The following is a 23,910-nucleotide window of genomic DNA, read 5'->3' as shown; positions in this document are numbered from 1 at the left end:
ATATTGATAATATTATTCATGTGATCAATGCAAATTTCTATATTCCAGCAATTAAAAATACTTATGTGTTAATATATATAGTTTCAGATATAGATACTCTAAACCTCCCGGACACTAGATATAAAATAAACCCCCAGAATTATTTGCAATAAAATCTGGGAGCCAATACTCTTTCGATAAGCGGTACCTTTTTTTAATTTTGGAAAAGGTCCTCGACATTGCTATTGAAGACCTTTAACACCTATCTACAAATAATACTAATCCTGTTAATAGTAAATCTTCTATAGTAAAATTCAATTATCATTTTACCACATTATATAAAAAAGGTATATCATAAGTCTCACACTTTCATTCGACAAATTTCGACAATCACCTCCGTATGCCTTGTTGCTGCAATTCTGATGACCATCGAGCCTGGCACCCCCTTGGCTGCAGGGTATTTTTCTTAAAAGTAGATTAAAGCCTTTCATCATACTTCTCTTGCAAATTTCAGTAGTTTAATTTTCTAAGATAAATTAATACATATTATCCTTTACATTAAACGATTGGCCTATTAGATTATATTTTAAAAATTTGTATAATATATAATTTTCTTTGTCAGTCTCATGTGTAGATAAAATAATCTGCTTGTTTGGAAAATCGTTCCTTAGCACTTCTATAAATGATGCTATATTAATATCATCCATAGTTTGTACTGGGTCATCAATTAGAATAAATCCTATATCATCTGTTTGTTCTGAAATATATCGCTTATTCATTGCAAACAAAAAAGATAGAATAAACCCAGATAGTTGTCCTGAGCTAAATGTATTGAGTATGTCATGTTTTGCATCACCATTTGAAACAAATCTCATTTCGTCTTTATTAATAAATACACCTAGACCATTTTGATAGTCCTGCAATATTTTCCCTGTGTATATTAGGAGAGGCACTCGCAACTTCTTTAAAACTAAATTTTTATATTCGTCTATTGTAGTATTATACAAGTTCTTTAGATTATCAAAGTTATTTCTGATTTTTTCAAGTTTCTTCAATTTGATGATTAATGTCTTAATATCATTTTTGATCTGATCGATTTCATTATTTTTCAGAAGACTATTTTGGTATCTTACAAACATAATTTTATTATCTGTAGCAGTTTTGTCTTTTAAATTTGATTGCTCAATCGATAATAGGCCAGCATTTTCCATAAATATATTGTCATAATTATAGTGTTTTAAATTCTCTAAAAAACTCTTATTTTCATAGTCAGAAATATTCGACTCAATAATTCTTTTCAGTTCAACAATTTTGCTTGTCTTATCAAGTTCTCTCCACGAATTAACTTCTCCAACCAATCCATGAATTTTTGAAATATCACTGATTTTCTTTTCTGACTTAAGAAGCATAGAATATTCACTAGCAATTGTACGAATTTGTTCAATTTCGTTGTCATCTTTTCGCGCGAACAATGCTTCTATTGAATCAACTATTGATTTAGCATAATTAGATAGTTTCGCCTTCTTACCTTTTAGTTCTATAGAAATATTATCTTGTGAGTTTTTCAACTGAGTACTTAAAGAGCTATATGCTGCTTCCAATAACTCAGGATTGTCATAATGGCTATTACAATAAGGACAACGATTTAAATTTGCATTATTTTCTCTAACTGAATGTAGCTTTTCTCTCGCTTGTATCAGTTCATTTGCCTTCTTTTGGTTCTCTCCAAGTTTGGAGTTTAGTACTTTTATTTCGTTAACAAGATTATCTATGTCAGCAATTACTAACGTATCAGGAATCATTCCTATTTCTTGCAAAGAAATCATATCTTCTTTTTTATATTTTGAAATATCCAATTCACTGCGGAAGAAAGCACTGTATTTAAAAACATCCAGCAATCTGTTTAATTTTGTAACTTCATCTTCAACCTGTTTAAGATTAAACTTATTACCGTTCATAAATTCACTGAATTTTATGTAGCTTAAGATTGCTTCATTGTTATTTGAAAACATCAATATTTCATTATTTTTCAGGAACTTCCTATAGTCAGGTAAATCTTGATATAAATTATAAATGCCATTTATTTCATCAATATATGCTGACAGTTGTTTCTCTGAAATATCCTTTAACTCTAAATTCTCAAAATCCCATTTTTTCATTTCACAATCTTGCGAATACATTAACAATGGTGTATAACTGATTTCTTTATATTCTCCACCAGTAGCATCCAATTTCATCTTAAAATTTGATATTTTAATATCTAACTCACTTTTTGTTGTTTTTATTTCATCATTAATTAAAACTCCTGTTCTTGCCCTTGTAGCTCCAATTAAATTATTCTCTATCTTATCGATTTTCTCTTGCATACTTTCTGTTTGAAGAAGTTTAGTCATACTGTCTTTTCTACTGGAAATACTATTTTTTAGAAAATGAACAGATTCCGCTTGAGAAACGTAATAGTAGATATTAAAATGCTCTTTTATGTAATTTAAATTTTCATATTCTGAAATATCGTCCTTCCAATTTATATTGCCACTCAAAAATTCATCAAAATTATTTGTATCAATTGTTCCTTCAATACAAGTAAATTTAATAGCTGTATCGATAAATAGCTTTGTAAGACCATTATCTATCTCCGCAATAATAGTTATCTTTTCATGTCTTACATTTATCAATGTTAATATCAAATATCCGCATTCATCTGATGTATTTAACAGAATATTTTTTCCAAGATTAGTTCTTCCATCTTCAATCTCTGAATTTAAACGTGTTATTCTTTTTGTAAAAATCAGCTCAATGGCATCAAAAAATGTTGTTTTACCAAATCCATTGGGTCCTGATAAAATAGTAGGATTTGCATCCTGTATAAAGTAGAATTCATAAAATTTTTTAGAATCAAAACACTTAAAATTGCGGACTTTTAGACTTTCAATTTTATAACTCACTATTTTACCCCTTTCATCCTTTTTTTGATTTCTTTATCTATCTCATCTTCAGCAATGACAAGACTATCTTCTAATAGAAGTATCTCCTCGATATTAATTTCATCATTATTCAAAATTCGATGATAATTGATTTGCTCTTCTTTTAAATTACGTTCAACCTGTTTTTCTATGGGTTCAGGTGCTAATTCAGTCTTAAATTTATACTGCAAAAATGGAAGTTTAGAAAACATCCGAATTACAAGTCCATAAGTACTTTCCAGATCTTTTCCTTCAACTAATCTAAAATAATTGTCTTCATTATCTATAATTTGGCATAATGCCTCATCTAATGATCTATCTGGAAATTGAGATAGTGCATCATTCAATTGATTCAACTGCTTCAGTGTGTAGGGCAAAACGTATCTTTTGAAGTAATTAGGTGATTCTTCTATAGAATAGACTTCATTTCTATATTTGTTCAACTGTTCAATATTGTTAAATAGTAGAAGATATATCGCAGAAGTATTTTTATCTATCTGACTAGCCTCTTGTGTGCTTTTAAATTGTTCCAATATTTTGCTTCTTAAAGTATAGCTATCTTTTGATTTTGTGGCATATAATTTTTCAAGTTCATCTAAAGCAAGTTTTACTTTCTGTTCATCGTCTTCGAATTCTCTACAATCTATTTCATACACCAAAAAATAGTTAGCTATTGAAGTATCTTGATGCTTATAAAATAAGATATTATTTTGATTTTGTAAATCAGAAATATTTATTTTTTGGTATTTATAATAGTCAAATATATTATCTAAAATATTTATCATTTATTCTTTAGCTCCTTTTCAGCATCTATACGATTAATTAGTCTCATGATTTTAGGTTTATTAATGTTTATTTTTTTCTTTTCAATAGTATCAGAACTTATTTGAGCAATATCTTTTAACTCTTTTTCACCTATAATATTAAACTTATTTCCATCATGTAAAAAGCTTTCTTCACTCAACTGATCGGTTATAAGTACATCTGTTTCGTATATTAGTAATTTATCACCATCTGCTCTATGTAGTTCTTGGTTTAATTGTTCGCATAGTTCATAGTTTTCACCACTTGAATCTAATGTTAACCTGAAAAACTTGCCTTTACTTTGCATTAAAATTGCATTTGACTCTTCAAGTTTTAAACCATTAATTTTACGTAATAGAGTGATAATCAATCTATTTACAAGAGACTCATTAGGTAAGTCGTGATTAGGTGTTTTTAGTAGTAGTTTATATAAAAATTCTTTTTGTTCTTCGGATGTAAGTTGAAACACTTTTTCTATTTGCTCATAAAGATTACATTTTTCGCATTCTTCACATTTATCAAAATCGCAATTATTGTTAGTGCTAGTCGGATACTTATTGAATACATCTTCTATACGCTCCAACAGTTTATAATATTGGAAGTCTACTGTATAACTGTCTGTCTTATAGTCAAATACAACTTTATCGTATATATCTTTAAAGTTAATTTTACAATTATTTTTTCTTTTCTTTGTATTAGAGTCCTGAACGTTTTCTTTTATAAATAAAAATGCTTGATCACAAATCAACCTTACTTCACAATTGTCTAAGTACATTTTTCTGTTTGGATACTGAATTTCTAATATTTTCTCAATTAATTTATATGTTGCAATCTTGACATCCCTTGTTGATGCAAAGATCTCCTCATTCACAGCCCATAAATCTTTATCATCTTTAGTAGAAAGGTCTTTTTTGTAACAAATTAATTCTTTTTCTATATCAGTTTTCGCTTCTAGTAAGTTGGTTTTATCAATTGGCTTCTTACTCACAAATTTAATTATGCTGTAGACAGAACCTTTTGTCGTATCTGCAGTAATATCTTCTATCAGCAAATATTTGTCATATTCATTTGGAAGTATTTCATTTTTAGCCTTAATTTCTTTTTTCAGTTCTTCTAATAGTTCATCAATTAAATTTTGAGTAGTTGCAATGAAATCTAATGATAAAGTCTTTGGCTTACTAACGTGGAAATAGCCATACTTTGCCTTATATTGTAAAATTGATAATATAAAACAAAGCTTATCTTTATTTTTTAAAGAGAAACTGCCATACTTTACTTGGTGCAAACTAAGATACTCATCATTTTGTATAATAGAAAAATCATCTTCACCCTCTAAACCTAATTTAAAGTAATTGATACTTTCTACTTTGTTATTTTGAATTAAATCATAAATCTGCTTTAAAGCAAAATATAGCGCACAATAGCCTTGATATTCGAAACCTTCCCAAGATGGAATAGCACTAAAAGGCGGTATTAACATTATATATATCCTCCTTTATATATCTCTGCTGCCCAGATGAAGTTTTTTCAATCGGGATAATCCCTAAATCATCACTTTTAATATAATTGAGAAATAAGGTGCCAAGGAGGAGTCGGTCACTTCGTAATACTCTATTCCACTCGTAGCCTTTAAAAAGATCACGAGCCAAGAAAATTTCACCTGATTTAAGGTTAGCTAATTCTCTTTTTACCATATCTAATAATTCATTTACTGTTGACAAAGTGATACCTCCTAATCGAGATAATAATATAAACAATATTGTTATTATAATTGTATATCTCTTCCTATGTTTTTACAACAGCAAAACGTCACATTATACACAATTTTGCAGAATATTTAGAATCATAATAGCGAAACCGCCAATAATAAAGCCCTTAGCACTTAAAGGACTTTATTATTGGCAGTTTAAATTCAACAGGAGCAGAGAAGACACACTGCTTCTATTTTAATGTTTATTCATAGTCATCCACCTCTTGTTTAGCCACTATTCCTGAGTGAAACTGTATCTCCAGGTTCTTATTTCACTATAAACAAACTTTCACATTTGACCCGTCATATCCTTTAATTAAAATATGCCCATCATACACTTCAATTCTATCCACCTTACTCTTCACTACACTTTCATCGTAAATACCGTGACAAATCAGCTCTGAGAGCTCTTCCTTTAACCACTTTTCATTTAGCGTAGGTAGAGCACATTCGTCTTTGCCCTTTTCAATTCTAGTGGCACATCTCCAAACCACCTCGCCTCTTTCCATTCTTCTCCGATAAGAGGCTCCACAATCACCGCACACAAGCAAATTACCCCAAAAATATTTTCCGTTATACTTGCTGATGCCAGATTCCACTGTACCATCTTCTTTGTAAACTAGCCTTGCCCGTCTAGCCATTTCTTGCTGTACCTTATCAAAAACTTCATCAGATATTATAGCTGGATGACTATTTCTTACATAGTATCGATTACGCTGTCCTACATTCTTTGCTTTCTTACCCGTCATAAAATCCTGTATAAAAGTCTTTTGTAACATAGTATCACCTTTGTATTTTTCATTCTTCAGCATCTTCTGAATTGTTGTAGTATCCCAATGTTTCTTGCCAGTAACAGTTCGTACTCTCATAGACTCCAGATAAGTCTTAATCTGATAAAATGTCAGTCCCTGCAAATATAAATTGAATATCGTCCTCAAAATCTCAGCTTGTTCTGGCACAATAACAATTTCGCCATCTACGCAGCCATACCCCATAAAATTCCTGTACTTTGTAAAAATATCACCATTTTCAAACTTCCGCTGGAATCCCCATTGAATATTTCCACTCATATTTCGGCTTTCAGCCTGTGCCAGCATACCTCTAAGCGTAATCTCAAATTCCTTGTCCATTCTGATAGAATCCAAATTTTCATTTTCAAAATGCATATTGATACTCCTTTCTCTCAAGAATTTGATTATTTTCAACAGCTCTACAGTATCTCTTGATACTCTGCTGATTGATTTTGTGATGATATAATCTATTTTTCCTTTCGCAGCCTTTCTAAGCATTTTATCCAGCTCAGTTCGACCGCTTCGACGCAACCCGCTTTCGATGTCATAAAACGCACCAGCAAATAGCCAATCTGTATTGCTTCGGATCATCTTTGTGTAAGTTTTTATCTGAATGTCCAAACTGCGTAGTTGCGCTTTATTTGATGTACTGACACGACAATAAGCAGCTACTCTGAGCTGCTTATTCTCTTTAGGTAAAGCTGGTATGACCCTAACAATTTTCATTTTCATTTTCATTCCTTCATTATCTATATAAAATATAGTGGCACATTAAGATCCTATCCAAAAGAAAAGACGTGAAAGTTTCCTTTCACGTCAAAACATGTCGCCATCTATAATTCTGTAAATTCGCTATTTTTTAAATGTTTTACCTTTGCAACAGGACTATGGATTCCATATGCTCCGTCGCCGGAAACAAATCAACCCCCCAGCCCATTTTCGCCTCATACCCTTTCTTTCTAAAATACTCCAAATCTCTTGCCAGCGTCTCCGGCCCGCAAGACACATAAACAACCCTTTCCGGTTTCATTTTCGCCATGGAATCAATAAATTCCTCCGTGCTCCCACTCCTAGGCGGATCCATAAACACTACATCAACATGCTCTCCGTCTTCCGCCATACTCACCATAAATTTCCCCGCATCATTACAGAAGAACTTGACATTCTTAATACCGTTGATCTTGGCATTTTCCACTGCATCCCTTACAGCATCCCGGTTTAGCTCAACCCCAATAACTTCCTTTGCATACTTGCTGGCAACAATACCTATGGTACCAATCCCGCAATAAGCATCAACTACCCGCTCCTTGCCAGTAAGCCCTGCAGCCTCAATGGCCTTATTATAGAGAATCTCCGTCTGCACCGGATTTACCTGATAAAAAGATTTAGAAGAAATATGGAAACGGCAGCCACACAGAATGTCCTCAATGTATCCTTTCCCATAAAGCACATGTTCTTTATCTCCCAGCACCATGCTTGTTTCCCTGCCGTTAACATTCTGTATAATTGTAGTGATCTCCGGATGCTTCTCTCTCAGCGCTTTCACAAAATTTTTCTTAGAAGGAAAAATCGGTGAGGCGGTTACCAGAACAACCATGATCTCTCCTGTGGCAAATCCCCTTCGTATCAGTACGTGGCGCAATAATCCATACCCGGTATCCTCATCATAGGTAAGTATCTTAAATGATTTCAACATACCTCTAATAGTCCCGATAATCTCATCCGCCTTCTGGTCCTCGATCATACAGTTCTCTACCGGAACAACTCTATGGGAGTTCACCTCATATACGCCTGAGACCGGATTGCCTTTTTTGTCATGGTCAAATACTGCATGAACCTTATTGCGATAATGATAAGGATTCTCCATACCAATAATCGGTGCAACGTGGCAATATGGCTTCAGCAATTTTTCCAGATATTTCTGTTTCTGTTCCAACTGTTTTTCATAAGGCATGTCCAAAAGCTGACAACCTCCGCATTTACGTGATACCGAACATTTGGATAATGATTTTTTTTCTCTTCCGCTTGTCCTATTAGGCATATCTTCACTATGCCCTTTCTTATTGCCAAAACTACTGTCATTCCTGCTGTTGTTCCTACTGTCGGCACTATTGCCGTTCCTGCCACTGTTCCTGCTGTCAGAGCTATAGCCATTCCTACCACTGTCCCTGCTGTCAACGCCATAGCCATTCCTACCGCTGTTCCTGCTGTCAGTGCTATTGCCATTCCTACCGCTGTTCCTGCTGTCAGTGCTATTGCCATTCCTTCCGCTGTTCCTGCTGTCAGTGCTATTGCTATTCCTACCGCTGTTCCTGCTGTCAGTGCTATTGTCATTCCTACCGCTGTTCCTGCTGCCGGAGCTATTGCCATACCTACCGTTGTTCCTGCTATCGGTATTACTGCCACTCCTGCCGCCCGCATTGTTGCTGTTCCTGCTGTCGAAGTTGTTGCTGTTCCTACCGCCGTTCCTACTATCGGCCTTTCTGCCGCTTCTGCTGTCTATGCTGTTGCTACTCCTACCACCGTTCCTACTATCGGCCTTACTGTCAATGCTGTTGTTACTCCTACCACCGGCCCCACTATCGGCCTTTCTGCCGCTTCTGCTGCCGATGCTGTTACTGCCCCTACTACCTGCTCTACTATCGGTCTTACTGTAGTTCCTGCTGTCAGTACTCTTGTCGTTCCTACCGCTATTCCTACTATCGTTCTTACTACCGTTCCTGCTGCCGATGCTGTTACCATACCTACTACCGTTCCTACTATCGGCCCTACTATCGTTTTTACTGTCGCTCCTGCCACCGATGCTACTATCGCTCCTACTGCCATTTCTACTATCGTTCTTACTACCGTTTTTACTGTCGCTCCTGCCACCGATGCTATTACCGCCCTTACTGCCATTCCTACTATCGTTCTTACTACCGCTCCAGCCGCTTTCCTTCCCTTTTTGCCCCTCTATCTTCCTATTATCACTGCCTTTTACCATTCTATCACTTCTAAATTTCTCTTTCTTCAATCGGTTATCTATCATTTATGCAATCTACCCTTCCTATTAATATACTCACCTATCTTTAAACTCTTCTTATTATTAAACTCTCTCAATTCTTTAATCCATTTCTATTTTAATCCCTTTACACAATAAAATCCCGGCCGCCTCAAAAAATACTTCCAATCCTACCTTTCCGCCGGGCCTTTAGCTTCCATTTTTATTCACACCTATTATAATACATCTCCACCGCCAATACCACTAAATACTTTCACTCACTCAAGAAATACTTGAATTATTTCCTCTCTCATATATAATAAATCATAAAAAGACAAAAGGAAGTGCAACTCATGGTTCATACAAACGAAACCTTTTACCTGGATAAAACCCTTTATGACGGGAGTCCCAATGATCAAACCGGGCGTCTTCCCAAGGAAATCCGCACCTATGACCTACTGGAAAAATTGAATATATCCTATCAACGGGTGGATCACTCCCCACTTCCCACCATAGAAGCCTGCCGGGAGGTTGATGCACTGTTAAAAATAGAAATCTGCAAAAATTTATTTCTCCGCAATGCCCAGAAAACTGATTTCTATCTCCTGCTGCTGCCCGGCGGAAAGAAATTCCGTACTGCTGCCCTTTCTAAGCAAATCGGTTCCGCCAGACTCTCTTTTGCAGAACCGGAATTCATGGAAGAATTCCTGGATATCACTCCCGGCTCTGTCTCGGTCATTGGGCTTATGAACGATAAAAACCGCCGTGTCAGGCTGCTGATTGATAAGGATGTGCTATCTCAAGAATTCTTTGGCTGCCATCCCTGCATCAATACTTCCAGCCTAAAGTTTAAAACCGAGGATCTTCTGGACAAGTTTCTCCCGGCAATCCAATGTGAATACACTCTGGTAGATTTACCCACCGAGCAGGAATAACAAATCAAAAATAAAATGGGACAGGATTAACATCTCCTGCCCCATTTTACCTTTCCATTCTATATAATCCACCACCATAATCCCTAAACCATCAACTATCAACCATCAATCAACAATCATCATAAAAAAAAGCAATCCGGTTTTTTCCAGCCTGTTTTGCTTGATACATGGCCTGGTCTGCTTTGGAAAACAGCTTTTGATAATCCTCTCCGCGCTTTCCGGTGCTAGGAGCAATTCCAATGCTGACAGAAATGGACCACTTTTCTTCCGGTATGATCTTTTCTACTCGATCCAACAGATTGTCCGCCCTTTCCTGGACGTCATCTTTTGTTGTAAAAACAACAAATTCATCTCCGCCTGCCCTGCCCACCAGATCCGGATCCGGATAAATATCACAGAGCATTCCGCCTACCTGCATCAAGATCCGGTCGCCGGCCAGATGGCCGAAGCAGTCATTGATTTCCTTGAAATTATCTATATCTATCATGCAGAGCCAACCCGATCCGCCGGACTTTAATTTCTCTTCTACCCGGTATTTAAAGGCCATTTTATTGTATAAACCGGTGAGTCCATCCTTTAAGGACTGGAGTAGCAGCTGCTCTTCCCTCGCCTTCAGTCCGGTAATATCCTGAAGCTTTCCAATAAGCTTGACCGGGCTTTCTGTCTGATCCTCCCATTGGGCAGTCAACTTGCAACTGCACCAGTGGTATGGTTCCCCTGATTTCCCCAGACAAAATTCAAACGAACGGATTTCACCAACCTGGGGGGCATTGCTTCTATGCTTAATAAGAATACGTTCAAAATTCAACAAATCTATCTGTCCTTTGGCGTTTGGTGACAGATATAACCTCTCATCTACATAAGAATACTCAAATAAAACCGTATCTTTAAATAAGTTTATGTTTCTGTACAATTGCTCCGTCTCATCATAACGGAAGAACTCATGCTCGTTCACCGAATTCCACCTTTCGAACCGCCTTCCTGAATTACCTGCCATGATCCTTCCCCCTGTACCTGCCGGAATCATTCATCCCGCTTCTTTTCCATTCGTATATGGTATATGATAACGCTTTTCATCCGTATATGCAACCTGTTTTTCTGCCATTATTACGCATACAATACGTAGCATCTGCACAGAATATCCTTTATGATTAACCTAGAGGTGATAATGTTGGATGAACAGTTTGTCAGGAATCGAATCACGGAGCTTCGCTTGAAAAAAAATATCTCAGAATATCAAATGAGCCTGGATTTGGGAAAAAATAAGAGCTATATCCAGGGAATTTCTTCAGGACGTTCCATGCCATCTATGAAACAATTTTTTGAAATCTGCGATTATCTTGAAATTACTCCCATAGAATTTTTTAAAACGGAAAGAAAAGAACAGCCTCTTTTAAGGGAAGCCGCTGCGTTGATGAGAAACTTAAGCAAAGAAGATCTGGAAGCGGTTTTTCCCATATTATTGCGGCTTAAAGCAAACGCGGACAATCAAAAACAGGCAGAACCATAATTTACGGTTCTGCCTAATTATTTTGTTTAAATAGTTCTTGTATTCTCTTTCAGCCACAGTGCTTCCTCTCCTGTAACATACGGGGAAAGAGCTTCATAAACGGCTTTGTGATAATCATTTAACAGCTTCACATCATGTTCTGTCATAATGGATTGATCAATGGCTTCCAGATCAATGGGAACCATGGTCAGGAATTCAAATTCCATAAATTGTCCATACTCATTCTCTTCTGCCTTCTTACTAACAATCAGATTCTCTGTACGGACGCCGTGGCTGCCCTCAATATAGACTCCAGGCTCGTCGGAAGTAATCATGCCTTCCTCCAGAACACCATTATCCTGACGCTCCGGTACCATGCGCCACCGGATCCCATTGGGGCGCTCATGGACATTAAGCAGGTATCCTACTCCATGACCGGTCCCATGGTCATAATTAATGCCACGGCTCCAGAACGGCTCCCTTGCTACATAGTCCAGGGTCAGTCCCCGGCATCCGTAAAGAAATTTCACAGCTCCCAGGCGCAGCATGCTGATGACAGTAAGGGTAAAATGCTCTCTCTCTTTCTCTGTCAGCGGCCCTACCGCAATGGTCCTGGTCACGTCAGTCGTTCCTTCATAATACTGTCCGCCTGAATCCACCAGATAAAGTCCCCTGGGTTCTATCTTCACATCACTTTCCGCTGTAGCCTTATAATGGCACATCGCTGCATTGGCGCCATAGGCGGAAATCGTATCAAAGCTCAGTCCCAGATTCCCCTTCTGTTCGGAACGCAGATGATCCAGATACTCCTGGGCGCTGACCTCTGTGATCGTTTCTTTTCCCACATTTTGCTTCAGCCAGTAGATGAATTTTACCATGGCTACGCCATCCTTGATGTGAGCTTTTCTCATATTTTCCACTTCTACCGGATTCTTCATGGCTTTTGAAAGGGCGGTAGGATTCATTTTATCAATGATGCTGTTGGAGCTGTCAAGATTTTTTACAATGGCATAGTTAGTCTTACCTGTTTCTACAAGAACCTTCTGATCTCTTAACTGTGAAACTGCTGTATAAATGTCATTATAAGGGCAAATAGTTACGGAAAGCTCCTTAAAGTAAGCTTTCACTTCATCCTTTAACACTTTTTCGTTGATGAATAGATAAAAACGGTCCAGGGTTATCATTGCATAAGAAAGAACTACCGGATTGCATTCCACATCATTTCCGCGGATATTTAAAAGCCATGCAATGTCATCCAGAGATGTCAGGATATGAATCGTTGCCTTTTCCTTCTTCATCTGGCTTCTTAATTCTTCTATTTTCAGTGCTGAAGATTTTCCGCTATACTTTTCCTCAAGGATCCATACCGGCTCCGCGGACTGTTTCGGACGTTCTTTCCATAAAACCTCCACCAGGTCTTCCTGATAGGCCAAGGTCACATGTTTTTCCGCCAAAAGCTTTTCTAAGTCCTGCCCTAGCTGACAGTTTACTACCCGTCCGTCAAATCCCAGGCAGCCGCCTTCCGGAAGTACCTGATCCAGATATTCCCCTATCTCAGGAACTCCAGGCTGTCCCATTCTCTGCAGGGTGATTCCGGTCCCCTCAAGCTGCTTGCCTGCCTGTACAAAATAACGGCCATCGGTCCATAAACCTGCGTCATCCTTCGTAATTACAGCCGTACCAGCTGAACCGCTGAATCCGGTTATAAATTCTCTGCATTTAAAATATTCTCCCACATACTCGGATTCATGAAAATCCGAGGTTGGAATCATGTAAGCATCCATATGATGCTCAGCCATCAGTATTCTTAACTGTTCCAGTCTTTCCTGAATCATCGCTTTATCTCTCCTTTGGTTTCATAATAATTTTCTATAGCAGACCCAATTCCTTCACTGTAGGTAGGATGGGCTCGCATGGCAAGCATAAGCTGTTCTGCTGTCAGGCCGTTCGCAATTGCCGTCGCCATCTCACTGATCATATCGGTTGCCCTGGGGCATACGATCTGGGCTCCCACGAGAGTACCGGAATATTCTTCAAATACCAGATGGATAAACCCATTTTGCTCTCTGGCTATAATGGATTTTCCGTTTCCGCTCATGGAGTAGCGTCCGCATCTCACCTTCATGCTGCAGGCGATAGCCGCCTCCCTGGTAAGCCCTACGGAGGCGATTTCCGGTTCCGTGTAAATGCAGCTCGGTACCACAGGAAGCTTGACAAACATACCGTTTGGCACCACAGAAAGCCGGGTGGTATGTTCAACTCCTGCAATCTTTTCTATTACATAGGTCCCCTGTGCGGCCGCCACATGGGCAAGCTTGATATCAGCCGCTACATCGCCGATGGCATAAATCCCCGGCTCACTGGTTCTGAATTCTGTATCTACTTTCAGACGGCCATTTTCCATCTCAAGATTCACATCCGGTCCCATCAGTCCATCCAGATAAGGAGCCCGTCCTGCTGCCATGAGGACCTGCCCGGAACGGATGGTTTGTTCCTCTCCATTTACTTCAAAGATGCAAGTCAGCCCCTGATTGGATTCCTCCCGGATTTCCTTAACATTTGCCCTGCAATGGATCGCGATTCCTTTTCTTTTAAGCTCCTCTTCCAGGGCCTGGGAGACTTCAGAATCCATAGGCCCTAGTAAATGAGCTTTGTTCTCTAATATAGTCACATGGGAACAGAGGGCGCTGAAAATAGTAGCAAATTCCACTCCGATCACCCCGCCTCCAATGATCGTGAGGCGGTCGTAATTCCACGTATCAGAAGCTAACAGGCGGTCACTGGTCAGAACCCCGGAAAGGTCCGCTCCCGGAATCTTCAGCATCACCGGTTTTGCCCCGGTGGCAATGATGATGTGATCTGCTTCATAATAATCCTTGCCTTCCAGGCCGTTCACCTCTATAGTCCGCCCCCGGCGTATGGTTGCTGTCCCGCAGATGATAGCTATTCCTGCTGCTTTAACAAGCTCCTCCACTTCCTTGCGATACGCTTTTACAGAACGTTTTTTATAATTCTGCATCTTTTTAAAATCAAAAGAAATAAAATCTGTGGACACCCCGAATTCATCGCTGTTTTGAAGAGATTCAAATATACTGGAGGCATGAAGTAAGGCCTTTGTAGGAATGCAGCCTTTGTTAATACAGGTACCTCCCAGTCTTTCCTTCTCCACAATGGCAGTCTTAAGTCCCAGACCGGCGGCTTTTAAAGCAGCTGTGTATCCGCCTGGCCCTCCGCCGATCACAAGTATATCGTAATGTTCTGCCATTTTTAGTCCTCCTGCCGGATCATTCCAAAATGGAGGCAGGCATTTTTAATTCCCTCTTGATCAATGGGATCCGTGACGTAATCGGCTGCTTTCTTTAATTCAGTCATGGCATTGCCCATGGCAATTCCCTTGCCTGCTATTTTAATGATATCGTAGTCATTCATGCTGTCTCCAAATGCTATTGTATCCGTAAGTGGTATTTTATAATATTCGCAAAGCCTCATCAGGCCCATAGCTTTTGAAGCCTTCCGTTCCACCACATCTGCTCCCCGTTTATCAGCAAACATATGTACATGGATTTCCGGAAATTCCTCCTCCATGGCTTTTGCTCCAGCCTCATCTCCAATATAGGCCATAGTCCTCACTTCAAGCTCCACAAGCTTTCCAGGATCTTCAAATCTTCTTCCGCATTCTCCCCAAAGCGTTGCATCATGCCTTTTTACCACTTCGGGATTAACATAATAGTCCCATTCCCCAACTGTAGTTCCAACGCTATATGGAGTTTTCTCAGTATAAGCCAGAATATTTCTCAGCAGTACCTTATCAAAGGTATGTTCATAAATGGCCTTATCCCCCACAGTTACCTTCGTCCCATTGAGATGGATGATCGCATCCGGTCTTACCTGATCCCGGATGGCAGTGCTGAAAATAGAATCCATGTCTCTGCCTGTTGCCAGTACGATGGTATAATTTTCTCTCAACTTTTCTATGGTTTCTAAGGCACTGGCAGGAATTGTCCAGTCTTTATGGTCCAGCAGTGTCATATCTACATCAAAGCTTACAATTGGCTTCATCTATCTTCACCTATTTTTCTTCCTAAATAATTGTCTCCTTACCATAATATATTAAATTTGAAATTTTTTCAAGAAATATACTTTACCAATCGGAAACTTTCTGCTATAATACCATATGTGTCAAGAAAACGGAGTATGGCGTAGCTTGGTAGCGCGCTCGGCTGGGGGCCGAGAGGTCGCAGGTTCAAATCCTGTTACTCCGATTTTTCCTTATATTTAAAGGGTTTCAAGCATAATATGAGTCGGATCATATTGATTACTATTGATTACCTTTTCATTAGAGTTGTTTTCAAATCTTGACATAGCTATTTCTTTAGTAATCATCTGAACGAATACCTGTTTTTCGTGCATACTGCTTACATCATAAGTATAGTATTGCTCGTTAACATCTTCCGTGTGTCCCATTAACGAACTTACTATTGTTGATGATATGCCATTACATTTTAATTTAGATGAGAATGTACGTCTATAGGCATGAATACTCTTATTTGGAATCCCTACTTGAATACATTTGTTTCTGGCACAATCAGATATTATCGGAGCATGTATTCTTCCGTTTTCATTAGAAAAAATAAATTCACCAAGATATCCGTATTCTTCTTCAACTCTTCTCAGCCTTATTAAAAGTTTGGTTATTTCTTCGGTCATTGGCATATATCTTGTTTTCCCATTTTTAGTTTCACCAATAAAATACTCTTTCTTATCTCTAACGTATTTTTCCGATTTATTAACTACAATCATTCCATTTTGTATATCACTCCACTTTAAAGCCGCAATTTCACTAACTCTAAATCCAGTTAAACTTGCAAATTCTACAGCATACGTTGGGATATAATTTGGCTGTTTCAAATGATCTTCTTCAAACTTTTCATATAATAACTTGTATTCTTCATTTGATATAGTTCTTTCCTCAATTGTTTTAATCTTTCTTGTACAATAGGGATAAAAACTTTTGGTTTCAAGATTGTCAAACGGATTATCATTAATTAATTTGTTTATTTTTGCACTTTTTAGAGTGTTTCTAATATAGCCACATAATGTCTTACAAGCCTTTTGACATAATTTCTTTTGTTTAACTATTGTAATTATAAACTCGGTGATTACTTCTTCGTTAATTTTAGCTATGTCTAATTCTTCAAAATCAGTATTTTTAAAATATCTATCATAGTCAGTTGCATATTTATTTAGAGTATTTTCAGTTGTGAATCTAACGGAATAGGATTGTAACCAACTGTCATATGCAACTTTAAAAGTGACTCTGTTTTTACCTTCATCTTCTTGTTGGTAAAATTCGACAACTTTCTCATTAATTTTTTCCAATGTTTTTTTCTTAACTAATACCCTTTTACCCTCTTTCGGCAAATATGTTCTCCAATACCCGTCCTTCCCTTGCCAAATTTCATACTTGTGAGAGTCTAATATTTTTTGTTTTTCCATATCAACAATACTGTTTCGCACATCGTTGATATCTATATTACTATTTTTCAATAAATAATTCAACAACTGTGAATCACTAACTTCTTTGTTAAATACTTTCATCTCCATTCTGTAAGAAAATACCGCCCCGAAGGACGGATATAATTTAATACCAATAACAATGATACTTTGTTTTTAAATACAATGTTTTTCCTTTTGGCACTGACTGAGATTGCCCAATCACATAATCAGGTAACATACTACCATATTGCAAGATATATCTTGCATTATCCCAGTTGCTCTGCTGTATCTCCCTTTCTACATTTCCGTCATACCAAGACAAATACTGTATTCCCCATCTTTTATCCTTTGCGACCTCAATAGCTGTATTCGGATAATCCTTATGATTAATCCTATTCTTTAATACTGATAGTACATATCTTTGTTCTTGATCGTCACATGACTGTGCTTCTCCACAAGCAGTCTTTGCAAATACTAATAAATCTTCCTGAGAATATGTAATCTCCGCGTCAGACAGATATTCTGAATTTATGTACGCGAAATTATCTTCGGCATCTTCAGCAAATATCATGCTCCAACCACCAAGTTCGACCACCACATCTACCGTTCCATTAAGTATTGTTTGTCCATAAACTTCTGAGTTGATATTCGGTTCTTTACGAATGTTCACATTTCCTGCCGTGTATTTAGGTGTCATATCTGTTACATAAGGTAATACTTTCTCAAACTGTGCCGTGGTAACGGTTTCACCTATATTATTCGCCCATGTTACCATGGGCATCGTAAAGGCTAGACAGAATGATGTCATGCCTACTGTTATTAATTTTCTCATTACAATCCTCCAAATTTTTGATTTGAAGGATACCGGTATCCTATAGTTTTTATTAATTTATGTAAAGCCTATGTTTGCAACCATAGACGTTTGCTGATTATTTGTTGCTGCTACCAAGCATTCCCATACCTCGTTCGCTGGTAACTGATTTTAATTCCTCATATGAGATTTCTTTTGAGTTCATCTTTGGAACTGGTAAAATTAGCGCCTGACAAATTGCTTTAGAATATGAATAGATAGTTGGAAGATCCTCTTCTTCGGTAAATTCTCCAAAATCCAAATAAACCCTCACCTTTCCATCAAGAATATATTTATCTCCTTCATCATCTGACATAGAATATTTATTAATTAACTCAGCAATTGAAAGTTTTGAAATAATCAACTCTCTATTGGAGGCATTTGTAATAGGCACAAACCACTCATTGCGGAACCCTGAATCTAAAATTCCGCATCTCTGAGCGATTCCTTTTGTCCCCGTAGACCCCCTCTCTTTTAATACGGCAACATAATCATTTGAAAACGCACTCGCAATTCCTGTTGGAATTAATCTCGTTTCATGAGTGGGAACTATAATATAATCTTCTTCAAAGCAAGGATAAATATCATATCCAGCATCTTCAGTTCTCTTTGTTGGAATAATTGCATCCGGTTTAACTTTTGCCCACAACAACTTGTTATCGTTTACCGTCATTAAATTCTCCTTATCGTTCAATCTTTTCATCACATGGAATTTTTTGTCCATACACGTATTTCTTATCAGTCAGTTTACAAGTGATAATCCACTTTTTCTTATCTGAATCATCAATTTCGCAATGCTTACATTTACTACATTCACTTGTCGTCTTCATATAGCAGCCTTTCTATTAATTCACTAGCGATTCGATAATATTCTTTTTTGTTTAGAATAAATTCTTTGTAGTCATCATACAGTCTACCTCCAAGCATAATATTAATTTGATATATTTCATCATTAAAGTATCTTTTTGCTTGTTCTAAAAGATTAGTGTCTACTTGTTCCATAAAACTATCTGGCTCCTCTGTAATGATTTCGTTACGTCAATAACTCTTTGATTGGTGCTACCTGCATATGGATAAGACTGGTCTTTTAATTCATCTAAGTATCTACCATCAACTAATACATCACAATGTTTTATTATTTCTCTTCTTATAATTTTATCAGTACTAAAATTTTGTTGGTAAATACAGCCGACTTTATCAAAGACTTCATTCCAAGAGTAGCCCGTATATAGCCATATTGTTTTTGTGTTTCCAAATAAAAGACGAATTTGCTTGCAAATTTTTAGGACTTCCGACGTGTTTTCATCAGCCAATGGTTCGCCTCCGAGGATACTCACACGCTTTATATGTGGTCTGTCTATTAATTTAAAGAATTTGTTCTCATTGTCTTCAGTCCATTCTTTGCCACCATTAAAATCCCATGTAGACTGATTGAAGCAATTTTCACAATGAAAATGACAACCTTGCACGAAGAGAGAAACACCTACTCCCTCTCCGTTGCTGATATCTAGTGGCCTTATGCTTGCATATCTAATTGCAATCACCTTCTTTTAATTCGTGATCGTCAAGATGAACATATCTCGATCTCATCTCATCTGTGCGTCCAGGATTCCAGAAGTTTGTTCCAATGTATCCACAGGTACGTCTTGATACATTCATTTTAGAGTGGTCGCGATTTCCACAATTAGGACACTCCCAATCTAAGCTACCATCGATATCTACTATTTTTATTTCTCCATTGTAACCACAAACCTGACAATAATCACTCTTTGTATTTAATTCTGCATACATAATGTGATCATAAATAAATTTCATAACTTCCAGAACGGCTTGTGTGTTATTTGTTAGATCAGCGCATTCGATATAGCTAATTGCTCCTCCTGGACTTAATGCCTGAAATTCACTTTCTAATGCCAACTTTTCAAATGGGTCAATTGCTTCAAATACTGGAACATGATATGAATTTGTTATGTAATCACGATCGGTGATTCCTTCAATGATGCCAAATCTCTTTTTAAGACATTTAGCAAATTTATATGTAGTAGATTCAATCGGAGAACCGTAGATGCTATAATCAATGTCCTCTTCGGCTTTCCATTGATTACATTTCTGATTAAGTGCTCTCATTACTTCTAATCCGAATTCCTTGCCAATTCCATTATCAGTATGAGAATGTTCGGTCATGAATTTTACGCATTCATATAATCCACCGTACCCAAGTGATAAAGTCGAATATCCTCCGTAGAGCAATTTATCTATTTTTTCTCCCTTATTAAGCCTGGCTAACGCACCATTTTGCCATAGTATTGGTGCAACATCTGACGTTGTACCCATTAATCTTTCATGTCTACATCGCAATGCTTTGTGGCACAATTCCATTCTCTCCTCAAAAATCGTCCAGAATGTTTCAACATCACCATTTGATGACAATGCGATATCCGGAAGCGAAATAGTTACAACGCCCTGATTAAATCTACCATAGTATTTCGGATTTCCATTTTCATCAACATATGGAGTTAAGAAGCTTCTACAATTGTGACTATAAATACCGCTAACCTCAAAGTGATCACTGTCTGTAGTAACATCATAACTATAGTCTGACATACCATTAATTATTTCTACACTATTTACCTTTGACTTATAAAAATGATAATCAGTGCCATTTTCTATGTAATTATCAACTTTTTTATTTGATACGATATATGTGAGCAATTCTTCGGACGGGGCGAATTCTACTCTATATCTGATTGCATTAGGATTTTTCTTTGAATAATGATTTTGGTATACCGCTGCTGGCATACCAAGTGCTCTCGCTAACGCCGCTTGCTGCAAAGCAAGCTCTTTATTTGTAGAGCCTATCTGTACTACTGAGCCATTATGAGTGGTCGGATTAATGTATCCATCGGCGTCGACCATTCCTGCTAGAAAGCTTAGTTTGGCAGTATAATTCCATGAAAAAACTTCATTGGGTATATGTCTTCTCAATTTTGTTAACCCTTCGAATTTAATTGATAAATAATCAATTATATCCGATACGTTGCCGATAGAACACAAGTCTTTATATTTTCCTTTTACCCCCCGATGTCTTTCAACAACTTCCACCTTAGAATCAAAACAATTTTTCATTCTTTCTATATAAGCTGCTTCAATATCGTTTTCGCTGTCAAATGCAATAGATGAGGATACATGTCCGTCATAACAACCGTCACACAAAATAAAACCTAACAGCCACGCCTTGTCATCATCAAATAATTGCGATTCTTCAAAATACTGAGAAGAATTAATATTAACAGTATCTGTATTTTTTAAACTATCAGCCCTTATTCTCCCCCTCTCTGTATGGAATGGATGATCAGGGGTGCATATAAGAGATCTGCCATGTGATAATTTTACATTCACCCACTTATCACTTTTATTACGAATAATTCTTTTCGTATTTACAAAACCCTTTTCGGTGTCATAAATCTGCACATCATCTAAGTCTATATATAGATAGTCCTCGCTATCTTCAAACTGTCTTTTTGCGCAGAAATTGTCGGAAAGCCTCGTCCACATTCTTTTAAAAGATTCTACATATAATTTACCTTTGTGTTTGTATGTAATTATTTCATTACTTTCTACGCAGCCCATGCATGGATACGCATTTCCATTTCCATTCTTATCAATTTTATTTCTCAACATAATTTTTTCAGATATGTAGTCTGGAACCATTCTTTTTGCAGTACATTTTGCAGCCAATTCCGTCAAATACCAATAAGGGCTGTTTTCACAGACATTATCTTCTTCAAGAAAATATAATAGCTTTGGAAATGCTGGCGTTATCCATACGCCCACCTCATTTTTTACACCTTGCAATCTTTGTTTCAATACTTCCTCAATAATTAATGCCAGATCTTCCTTTGTCTGACTATCTTTAACTTCGTTAAGATACATATTGACTGATAAAAATGGGGCCTGTCCATTTGTTGTCATCAACGTGATTACCTGATATTGAATAGTTTGAATGCCCTTCTTTATCTCTTTAGCAAGTCTCATCTTGACAGTTGTGTTAATTTTCTCTTCATCTAAATCGTCGCCGGTAACTGTACGTTCTTTTATTACATCATTCCTGATAGACTTTCTACTAATGTCAACAAAAGGTGCTAAATGTGCAAGAGAAATACTCTGACCGCCATATTGCGAACTTGCAACCTGTGCAATAATTTGCGTTGCAATATTACATGCCGTAGAAAAACTATGCGGTTTCTCAATCAATGTCTCAGATATCACAGTTCCGTTTTGGAGCATATCTTCTAGATTCACCAGATCACAGTTATGCATTCGTTGCATATAGTAATCTTCATCATGAAAATGAATAATTCCAGCATTATGAGCTTCAACAATATCTTTTGGAAGCAAAATTCTTTCTGTTAAATCCTTGCTTACTACCCCTGCCGTATAATCTCTAATGGTTGTGTTTAATCTGGCATTTTTATTTGAATTTTCCGTATTCCAATACTCGCTATTTCCATCAAGCAACTCCAGAATGCTTTTATCGGTAGTGTTACTTTCTCTGATCAAACTTCTTTTAAGTCGATACTGAATATATGCTCTTGCCACATCTTTCCGGTTGCTGGACATGAGCTTTTCTTCAACAACATCCTGGATATTCTCTACTGACATTTCTTTACTTAAGGATTCTATGTAATTCGCAATATCTCTTGCCTTCTCTTTTGCATAAGGGCTTTCTTCTCCGTCAACATCAATAAACGCTTTTAAAATTGCTTTCTTAATCTTACTCTTGTCAAAGTCAACCTTACTACCATCTCTTTTAATAATTTTCAATCTATAAAGCTCCTCCATTCATTTATGTAATATCTATATCAACGTGAATTTTCACGGGTATATTTCATGCAGCCTTTACCTGCTTCTTTTGTACATAACACATAGCAAAAACTATTACTTTCATCAAATCCGATTGGTTTTCTTGCAATGTGATCAATCACTTTGTCATTGTTATCAGATACATTTTCACTGCCACACAGAATCCATGTCTTCCCGTGTCCGTCTCTCTTTATAATTCTCTCTAATTCTGCGTGTAAATCATCAATCATTACCATCATCTAAAAATTATTCACTCTTTAATCCTTTCATTTATCTAATAGAAATCTCCTTTAGTCGCAATTATTTAATAATTGGATCGCCTTACCTACATGCTCACATTGAAGTCCTCCGCTACTGTTATAGAACTCCGTCTTAACCAAATGCTTCATAATTCCATAGTGGTCATAGTCTTTGAAGATTTCATCATCTATGACAATCCACGATTCTACTTTGTGATGAGCCTTGACATTATTAAGCCAGTTTGTTATACCATCTCCTCGATTGCTTCCGTCGTCAGTTGTCTTATCGAATATAAACAGTTTTTTTCTTCTTAGTTTTTTATCCAAGTAGTTACCTAACACATGTTGATCTTCTTTATTTACCCTCTCCCAACAATCTTTCCACGAAGAGCAAAGAACTATTTTGGCTTCAGTATGCTTTACTATGTCAGCAAGGTTATTAACCTTATCATTATCAATCCCAATTAGTCCGTTACACTTAGACTTTGAAGATTGACAATTCAAGACCCCATCAATATCTAAAAATATAATTTTTATATGATCGCTCCTCTCTCATTCCTAATAAAATAACCCTTCTATCTTAAGATTTAGTTACTCTCTATTTCTTCCATTACACTTTTCTCGGTCACAATTACAGCCTTTACACGGGTCTCCTTGGCTTTGAACTAGTAGCCAACAAAGCTGACCTTCCAATAAGCAGGTAGGTGGCACATAACCTTGTTTTACGCACATATCTTTAAACATATCCATTTTTATACTCCTATTTTTAAT

The 23,910-nt window shown here is 37.0% G+C and carries 20 protein-coding genes and 1 tRNA gene; 3 read left to right on the top strand and 18 right to left on the bottom strand.

Annotated elements, in window-relative coordinates; all coding sequences use genetic code 11:
- Positions 1-515: 515 nt before the first annotated feature.
- From BMW45_RS15535 to rlmD, 6 genes are all read right to left on the bottom strand, one after another.
- Positions 516-2,924, bottom strand: a complete 2,409-nt coding sequence (locus BMW45_RS15535; RefSeq protein WP_166433373.1) for an AAA family ATPase — start codon at positions 2,922-2,924, stop codon at positions 516-518.
- Positions 2,924-3,727, bottom strand: a complete 804-nt coding sequence (locus tag BMW45_RS15530) for an ABC-three component system middle component 1 (protein WP_092245440.1) — start codon at positions 3,725-3,727, stop codon at positions 2,924-2,926. The genes BMW45_RS15535 and BMW45_RS15530 overlap by 1 nt, the downstream gene beginning before the upstream one ends.
- Complete coding sequence (locus BMW45_RS15525) at positions 3,724-5,226, bottom strand: ABC-three component system protein (protein WP_092245437.1); 1,503 nt, start codon at positions 5,224-5,226, stop codon at positions 3,724-3,726. Before BMW45_RS15525 ends, BMW45_RS15530 begins: the two co-directional genes overlap by 4 nt.
- Entirely contained in the window at positions 5,207-5,467 is a 261-nt protein-coding gene (locus BMW45_RS15520; RefSeq protein WP_092245434.1) for a single-stranded DNA-binding protein, read from the bottom strand. Before BMW45_RS15520 ends, BMW45_RS15525 begins: the two co-directional genes overlap by 20 nt.
- A gap of 304 nt (positions 5,468-5,771) precedes the next feature.
- Complete coding sequence (locus BMW45_RS15515; RefSeq protein WP_330390760.1) at positions 5,772-7,019, bottom strand: recombinase family protein; 1,248 nt, start codon at positions 7,017-7,019, stop codon at positions 5,772-5,774.
- A gap of 136 nt (positions 7,020-7,155) precedes the next feature.
- Positions 7,156-8,790, bottom strand: a complete 1,635-nt coding sequence (rlmD, locus tag BMW45_RS28510; protein WP_416388665.1) for a 23S rRNA (uracil(1939)-C(5))-methyltransferase RlmD — start codon at positions 8,788-8,790, stop codon at positions 7,156-7,158.
- An 830-nt stretch (positions 8,791-9,620) separates the two neighbouring features.
- Between rlmD and BMW45_RS15500 the strand changes: the two genes are divergently transcribed.
- A complete protein-coding gene (locus tag BMW45_RS15500; RefSeq protein ID WP_092245428.1) occupies positions 9,621-10,202 on the top strand; it encodes a prolyl-tRNA synthetase associated domain-containing protein in 582 nt (193 codons plus the stop codon).
- A 109-nt stretch (positions 10,203-10,311) separates the two neighbouring features.
- On the opposite strand, the gene BMW45_RS15495 is transcribed toward BMW45_RS15500, so the two are convergent.
- A complete protein-coding gene (locus tag BMW45_RS15495) occupies positions 10,312-11,199 on the bottom strand; it encodes a GGDEF domain-containing protein (RefSeq protein ID WP_166433372.1) in 888 nt (295 codons plus the stop codon).
- Positions 11,200-11,373: 174 nt separating this feature from the next.
- Here BMW45_RS15495 and BMW45_RS15490 point away from each other — a divergent pair, with 174 nt between their 5' ends.
- Entirely contained in the window at positions 11,374-11,712 is a 339-nt protein-coding gene (locus BMW45_RS15490; protein WP_025234006.1) for a helix-turn-helix domain-containing protein, read from the top strand.
- A gap of 26 nt (positions 11,713-11,738) precedes the next feature.
- Here BMW45_RS15490 and BMW45_RS15485 read toward each other — a convergent pair whose 3' ends face one another.
- The 3 genes from BMW45_RS15485 to BMW45_RS15475 are packed head-to-tail and all read right to left on the bottom strand — an operon-like array spanning position 11,739 to position 15,750.
- Positions 11,739-13,526: an aminopeptidase P family protein gene (locus tag BMW45_RS15485; protein WP_092245423.1), complete on the bottom strand. Its 1,788-nt coding sequence runs from the start codon at positions 13,524-13,526 to the stop codon at positions 11,739-11,741.
- Entirely contained in the window at positions 13,523-14,956 is a 1,434-nt protein-coding gene (lpdA, locus tag BMW45_RS15480) for a dihydrolipoyl dehydrogenase (RefSeq protein WP_092245420.1), read from the bottom strand. The genes BMW45_RS15485 and lpdA overlap by 4 nt, the downstream gene beginning before the upstream one ends.
- Positions 14,957-14,958: 2 nt before the next feature.
- The gene (locus BMW45_RS15475; RefSeq protein ID WP_207649074.1) at positions 14,959-15,750 is read right to left on the bottom strand and encodes a Cof-type HAD-IIB family hydrolase; all 792 of its coding nucleotides are present in this window, start codon (positions 15,748-15,750) and stop codon (positions 14,959-14,961) included.
- Between the two features lie 129 nt (positions 15,751-15,879).
- Between BMW45_RS15475 and BMW45_RS15470 the strand changes: the two genes are divergently transcribed.
- A tRNA-Pro gene (locus tag BMW45_RS15470) sits at positions 15,880-15,953 on the top strand.
- Between the two features lie 13 nt (positions 15,954-15,966).
- On the opposite strand, the gene BMW45_RS15465 is transcribed toward BMW45_RS15470, so the two are convergent.
- From BMW45_RS15465 to BMW45_RS29100, 8 genes are all read right to left on the bottom strand, one after another.
- Entirely contained in the window at positions 15,967-17,295 is a 1,329-nt protein-coding gene (locus BMW45_RS15465; protein WP_143057050.1) for a tyrosine-type recombinase/integrase, read from the bottom strand.
- A gap of 37 nt (positions 17,296-17,332) precedes the next feature.
- Positions 17,333-18,019, bottom strand: coding sequence for a hypothetical protein (locus BMW45_RS15460; RefSeq protein ID WP_092245417.1), 687 nt, complete (start codon positions 18,017-18,019; stop codon positions 17,333-17,335).
- A 97-nt stretch (positions 18,020-18,116) separates the two neighbouring features.
- Positions 18,117-18,710, bottom strand: coding sequence for a dCTP deaminase/dUTPase family protein (locus tag BMW45_RS15455; RefSeq protein WP_092245414.1), 594 nt, complete (start codon positions 18,708-18,710; stop codon positions 18,117-18,119).
- A gap of 140 nt (positions 18,711-18,850) precedes the next feature.
- Positions 18,851-19,039, bottom strand: coding sequence for a hypothetical protein (locus BMW45_RS15450; RefSeq protein WP_092245411.1), 189 nt, complete (start codon positions 19,037-19,039; stop codon positions 18,851-18,853).
- Positions 19,027-19,581, bottom strand: a complete 555-nt coding sequence (nrdG, locus tag BMW45_RS15445) for an anaerobic ribonucleoside-triphosphate reductase activating protein (protein ID WP_242883049.1) — start codon at positions 19,579-19,581, stop codon at positions 19,027-19,029. Before nrdG ends, BMW45_RS15450 begins: the two co-directional genes overlap by 13 nt.
- On the bottom strand, positions 19,568-22,861 hold the full coding sequence (gene nrdD / locus BMW45_RS27515) for an anaerobic ribonucleoside-triphosphate reductase (RefSeq protein ID WP_242883048.1): 3,294 nt from the start codon (positions 22,859-22,861) through the stop codon (positions 19,568-19,570). Before nrdD ends, nrdG begins: the two co-directional genes overlap by 14 nt.
- Positions 22,862-22,899: 38 nt before the next feature.
- Positions 22,900-23,130 (bottom strand): hypothetical protein, encoded by a 231-nt coding sequence (locus BMW45_RS15430; RefSeq protein ID WP_143057048.1) that lies wholly within the window; start codon positions 23,128-23,130, stop codon positions 22,900-22,902.
- A 60-nt stretch (positions 23,131-23,190) separates the two neighbouring features.
- On the bottom strand, positions 23,191-23,667 hold the full coding sequence (locus BMW45_RS29100; protein WP_416388664.1) for an HAD domain-containing protein: 477 nt from the start codon (positions 23,665-23,667) through the stop codon (positions 23,191-23,193).
- Positions 23,668-23,910 lie beyond the last annotated feature (243 nt).

The organism is Lacrimispora sphenoides, from assembly GCF_900105215.1.
GTDB lineage: Bacteria > Bacillota > Clostridia > Lachnospirales > Lachnospiraceae > Lacrimispora > Lacrimispora sphenoides_A.
Note: the sequence above shows the minus strand (reverse complement) of the source record. Positions and strands in the feature narration are given on the sequence as shown.

Bases quoted from the DNA above. Each gene is read 5' to 3' on its own strand.
- BMW45_RS15530 (WP_092245440.1), bottom strand. From the start codon at position 3,727: ATGATAAATATTTTAGATAATATATTTGACTATTATAAATACCAAAAA.
- BMW45_RS15525 (WP_092245437.1), bottom strand. From the start codon at position 5,226: ATGTTAATACCGCCTTTTAGTGCTATTCCATCTTGGGAAGGTTTCGAA.
- BMW45_RS15515 (WP_330390760.1), bottom strand. From the start codon at position 7,019: ATGAAAATGAAAATTGTTAGGGTCATACCAGCTTTACCTAAAGAGAAT.
- BMW45_RS15500 (WP_092245428.1), top strand. From the start codon at position 9,621: ATGGTTCATACAAACGAAACCTTTTACCTGGATAAAACCCTTTATGAC.
- BMW45_RS15495 (WP_166433372.1), bottom strand. From the start codon at position 11,199: ATGGCAGGTAATTCAGGAAGGCGGTTCGAAAGGTGGAATTCGGTGAAC.
- BMW45_RS15485 (WP_092245423.1), bottom strand. From the start codon at position 13,526: ATGATTCAGGAAAGACTGGAACAGTTAAGAATACTGATGGCTGAGCAT.
- lpdA (WP_092245420.1), bottom strand. From the start codon at position 14,956: ATGGCAGAACATTACGATATACTTGTGATCGGCGGAGGGCCAGGCGGA.
- BMW45_RS15475 (WP_207649074.1), bottom strand. From the start codon at position 15,750: ATGAAGCCAATTGTAAGCTTTGATGTAGATATGACACTGCTGGACCAT.
- BMW45_RS15465 (WP_143057050.1), bottom strand. From the start codon at position 17,295: ATGGAGATGAAAGTATTTAACAAAGAAGTTAGTGATTCACAGTTGTTG.
- BMW45_RS15460 (WP_092245417.1), bottom strand. From the start codon at position 18,019: ATGAGAAAATTAATAACAGTAGGCATGACATCATTCTGTCTAGCCTTT.
- BMW45_RS15455 (WP_092245414.1), bottom strand. From the start codon at position 18,710: ATGACGGTAAACGATAACAAGTTGTTGTGGGCAAAAGTTAAACCGGAT.
- BMW45_RS15450 (WP_092245411.1), bottom strand. From the start codon at position 19,039: ATGGAACAAGTAGACACTAATCTTTTAGAACAAGCAAAAAGATACTTT.
- BMW45_RS15430 (WP_143057048.1), bottom strand. From the start codon at position 23,130: ATGATTGATGATTTACACGCAGAATTAGAGAGAATTATAAAGAGAGAC.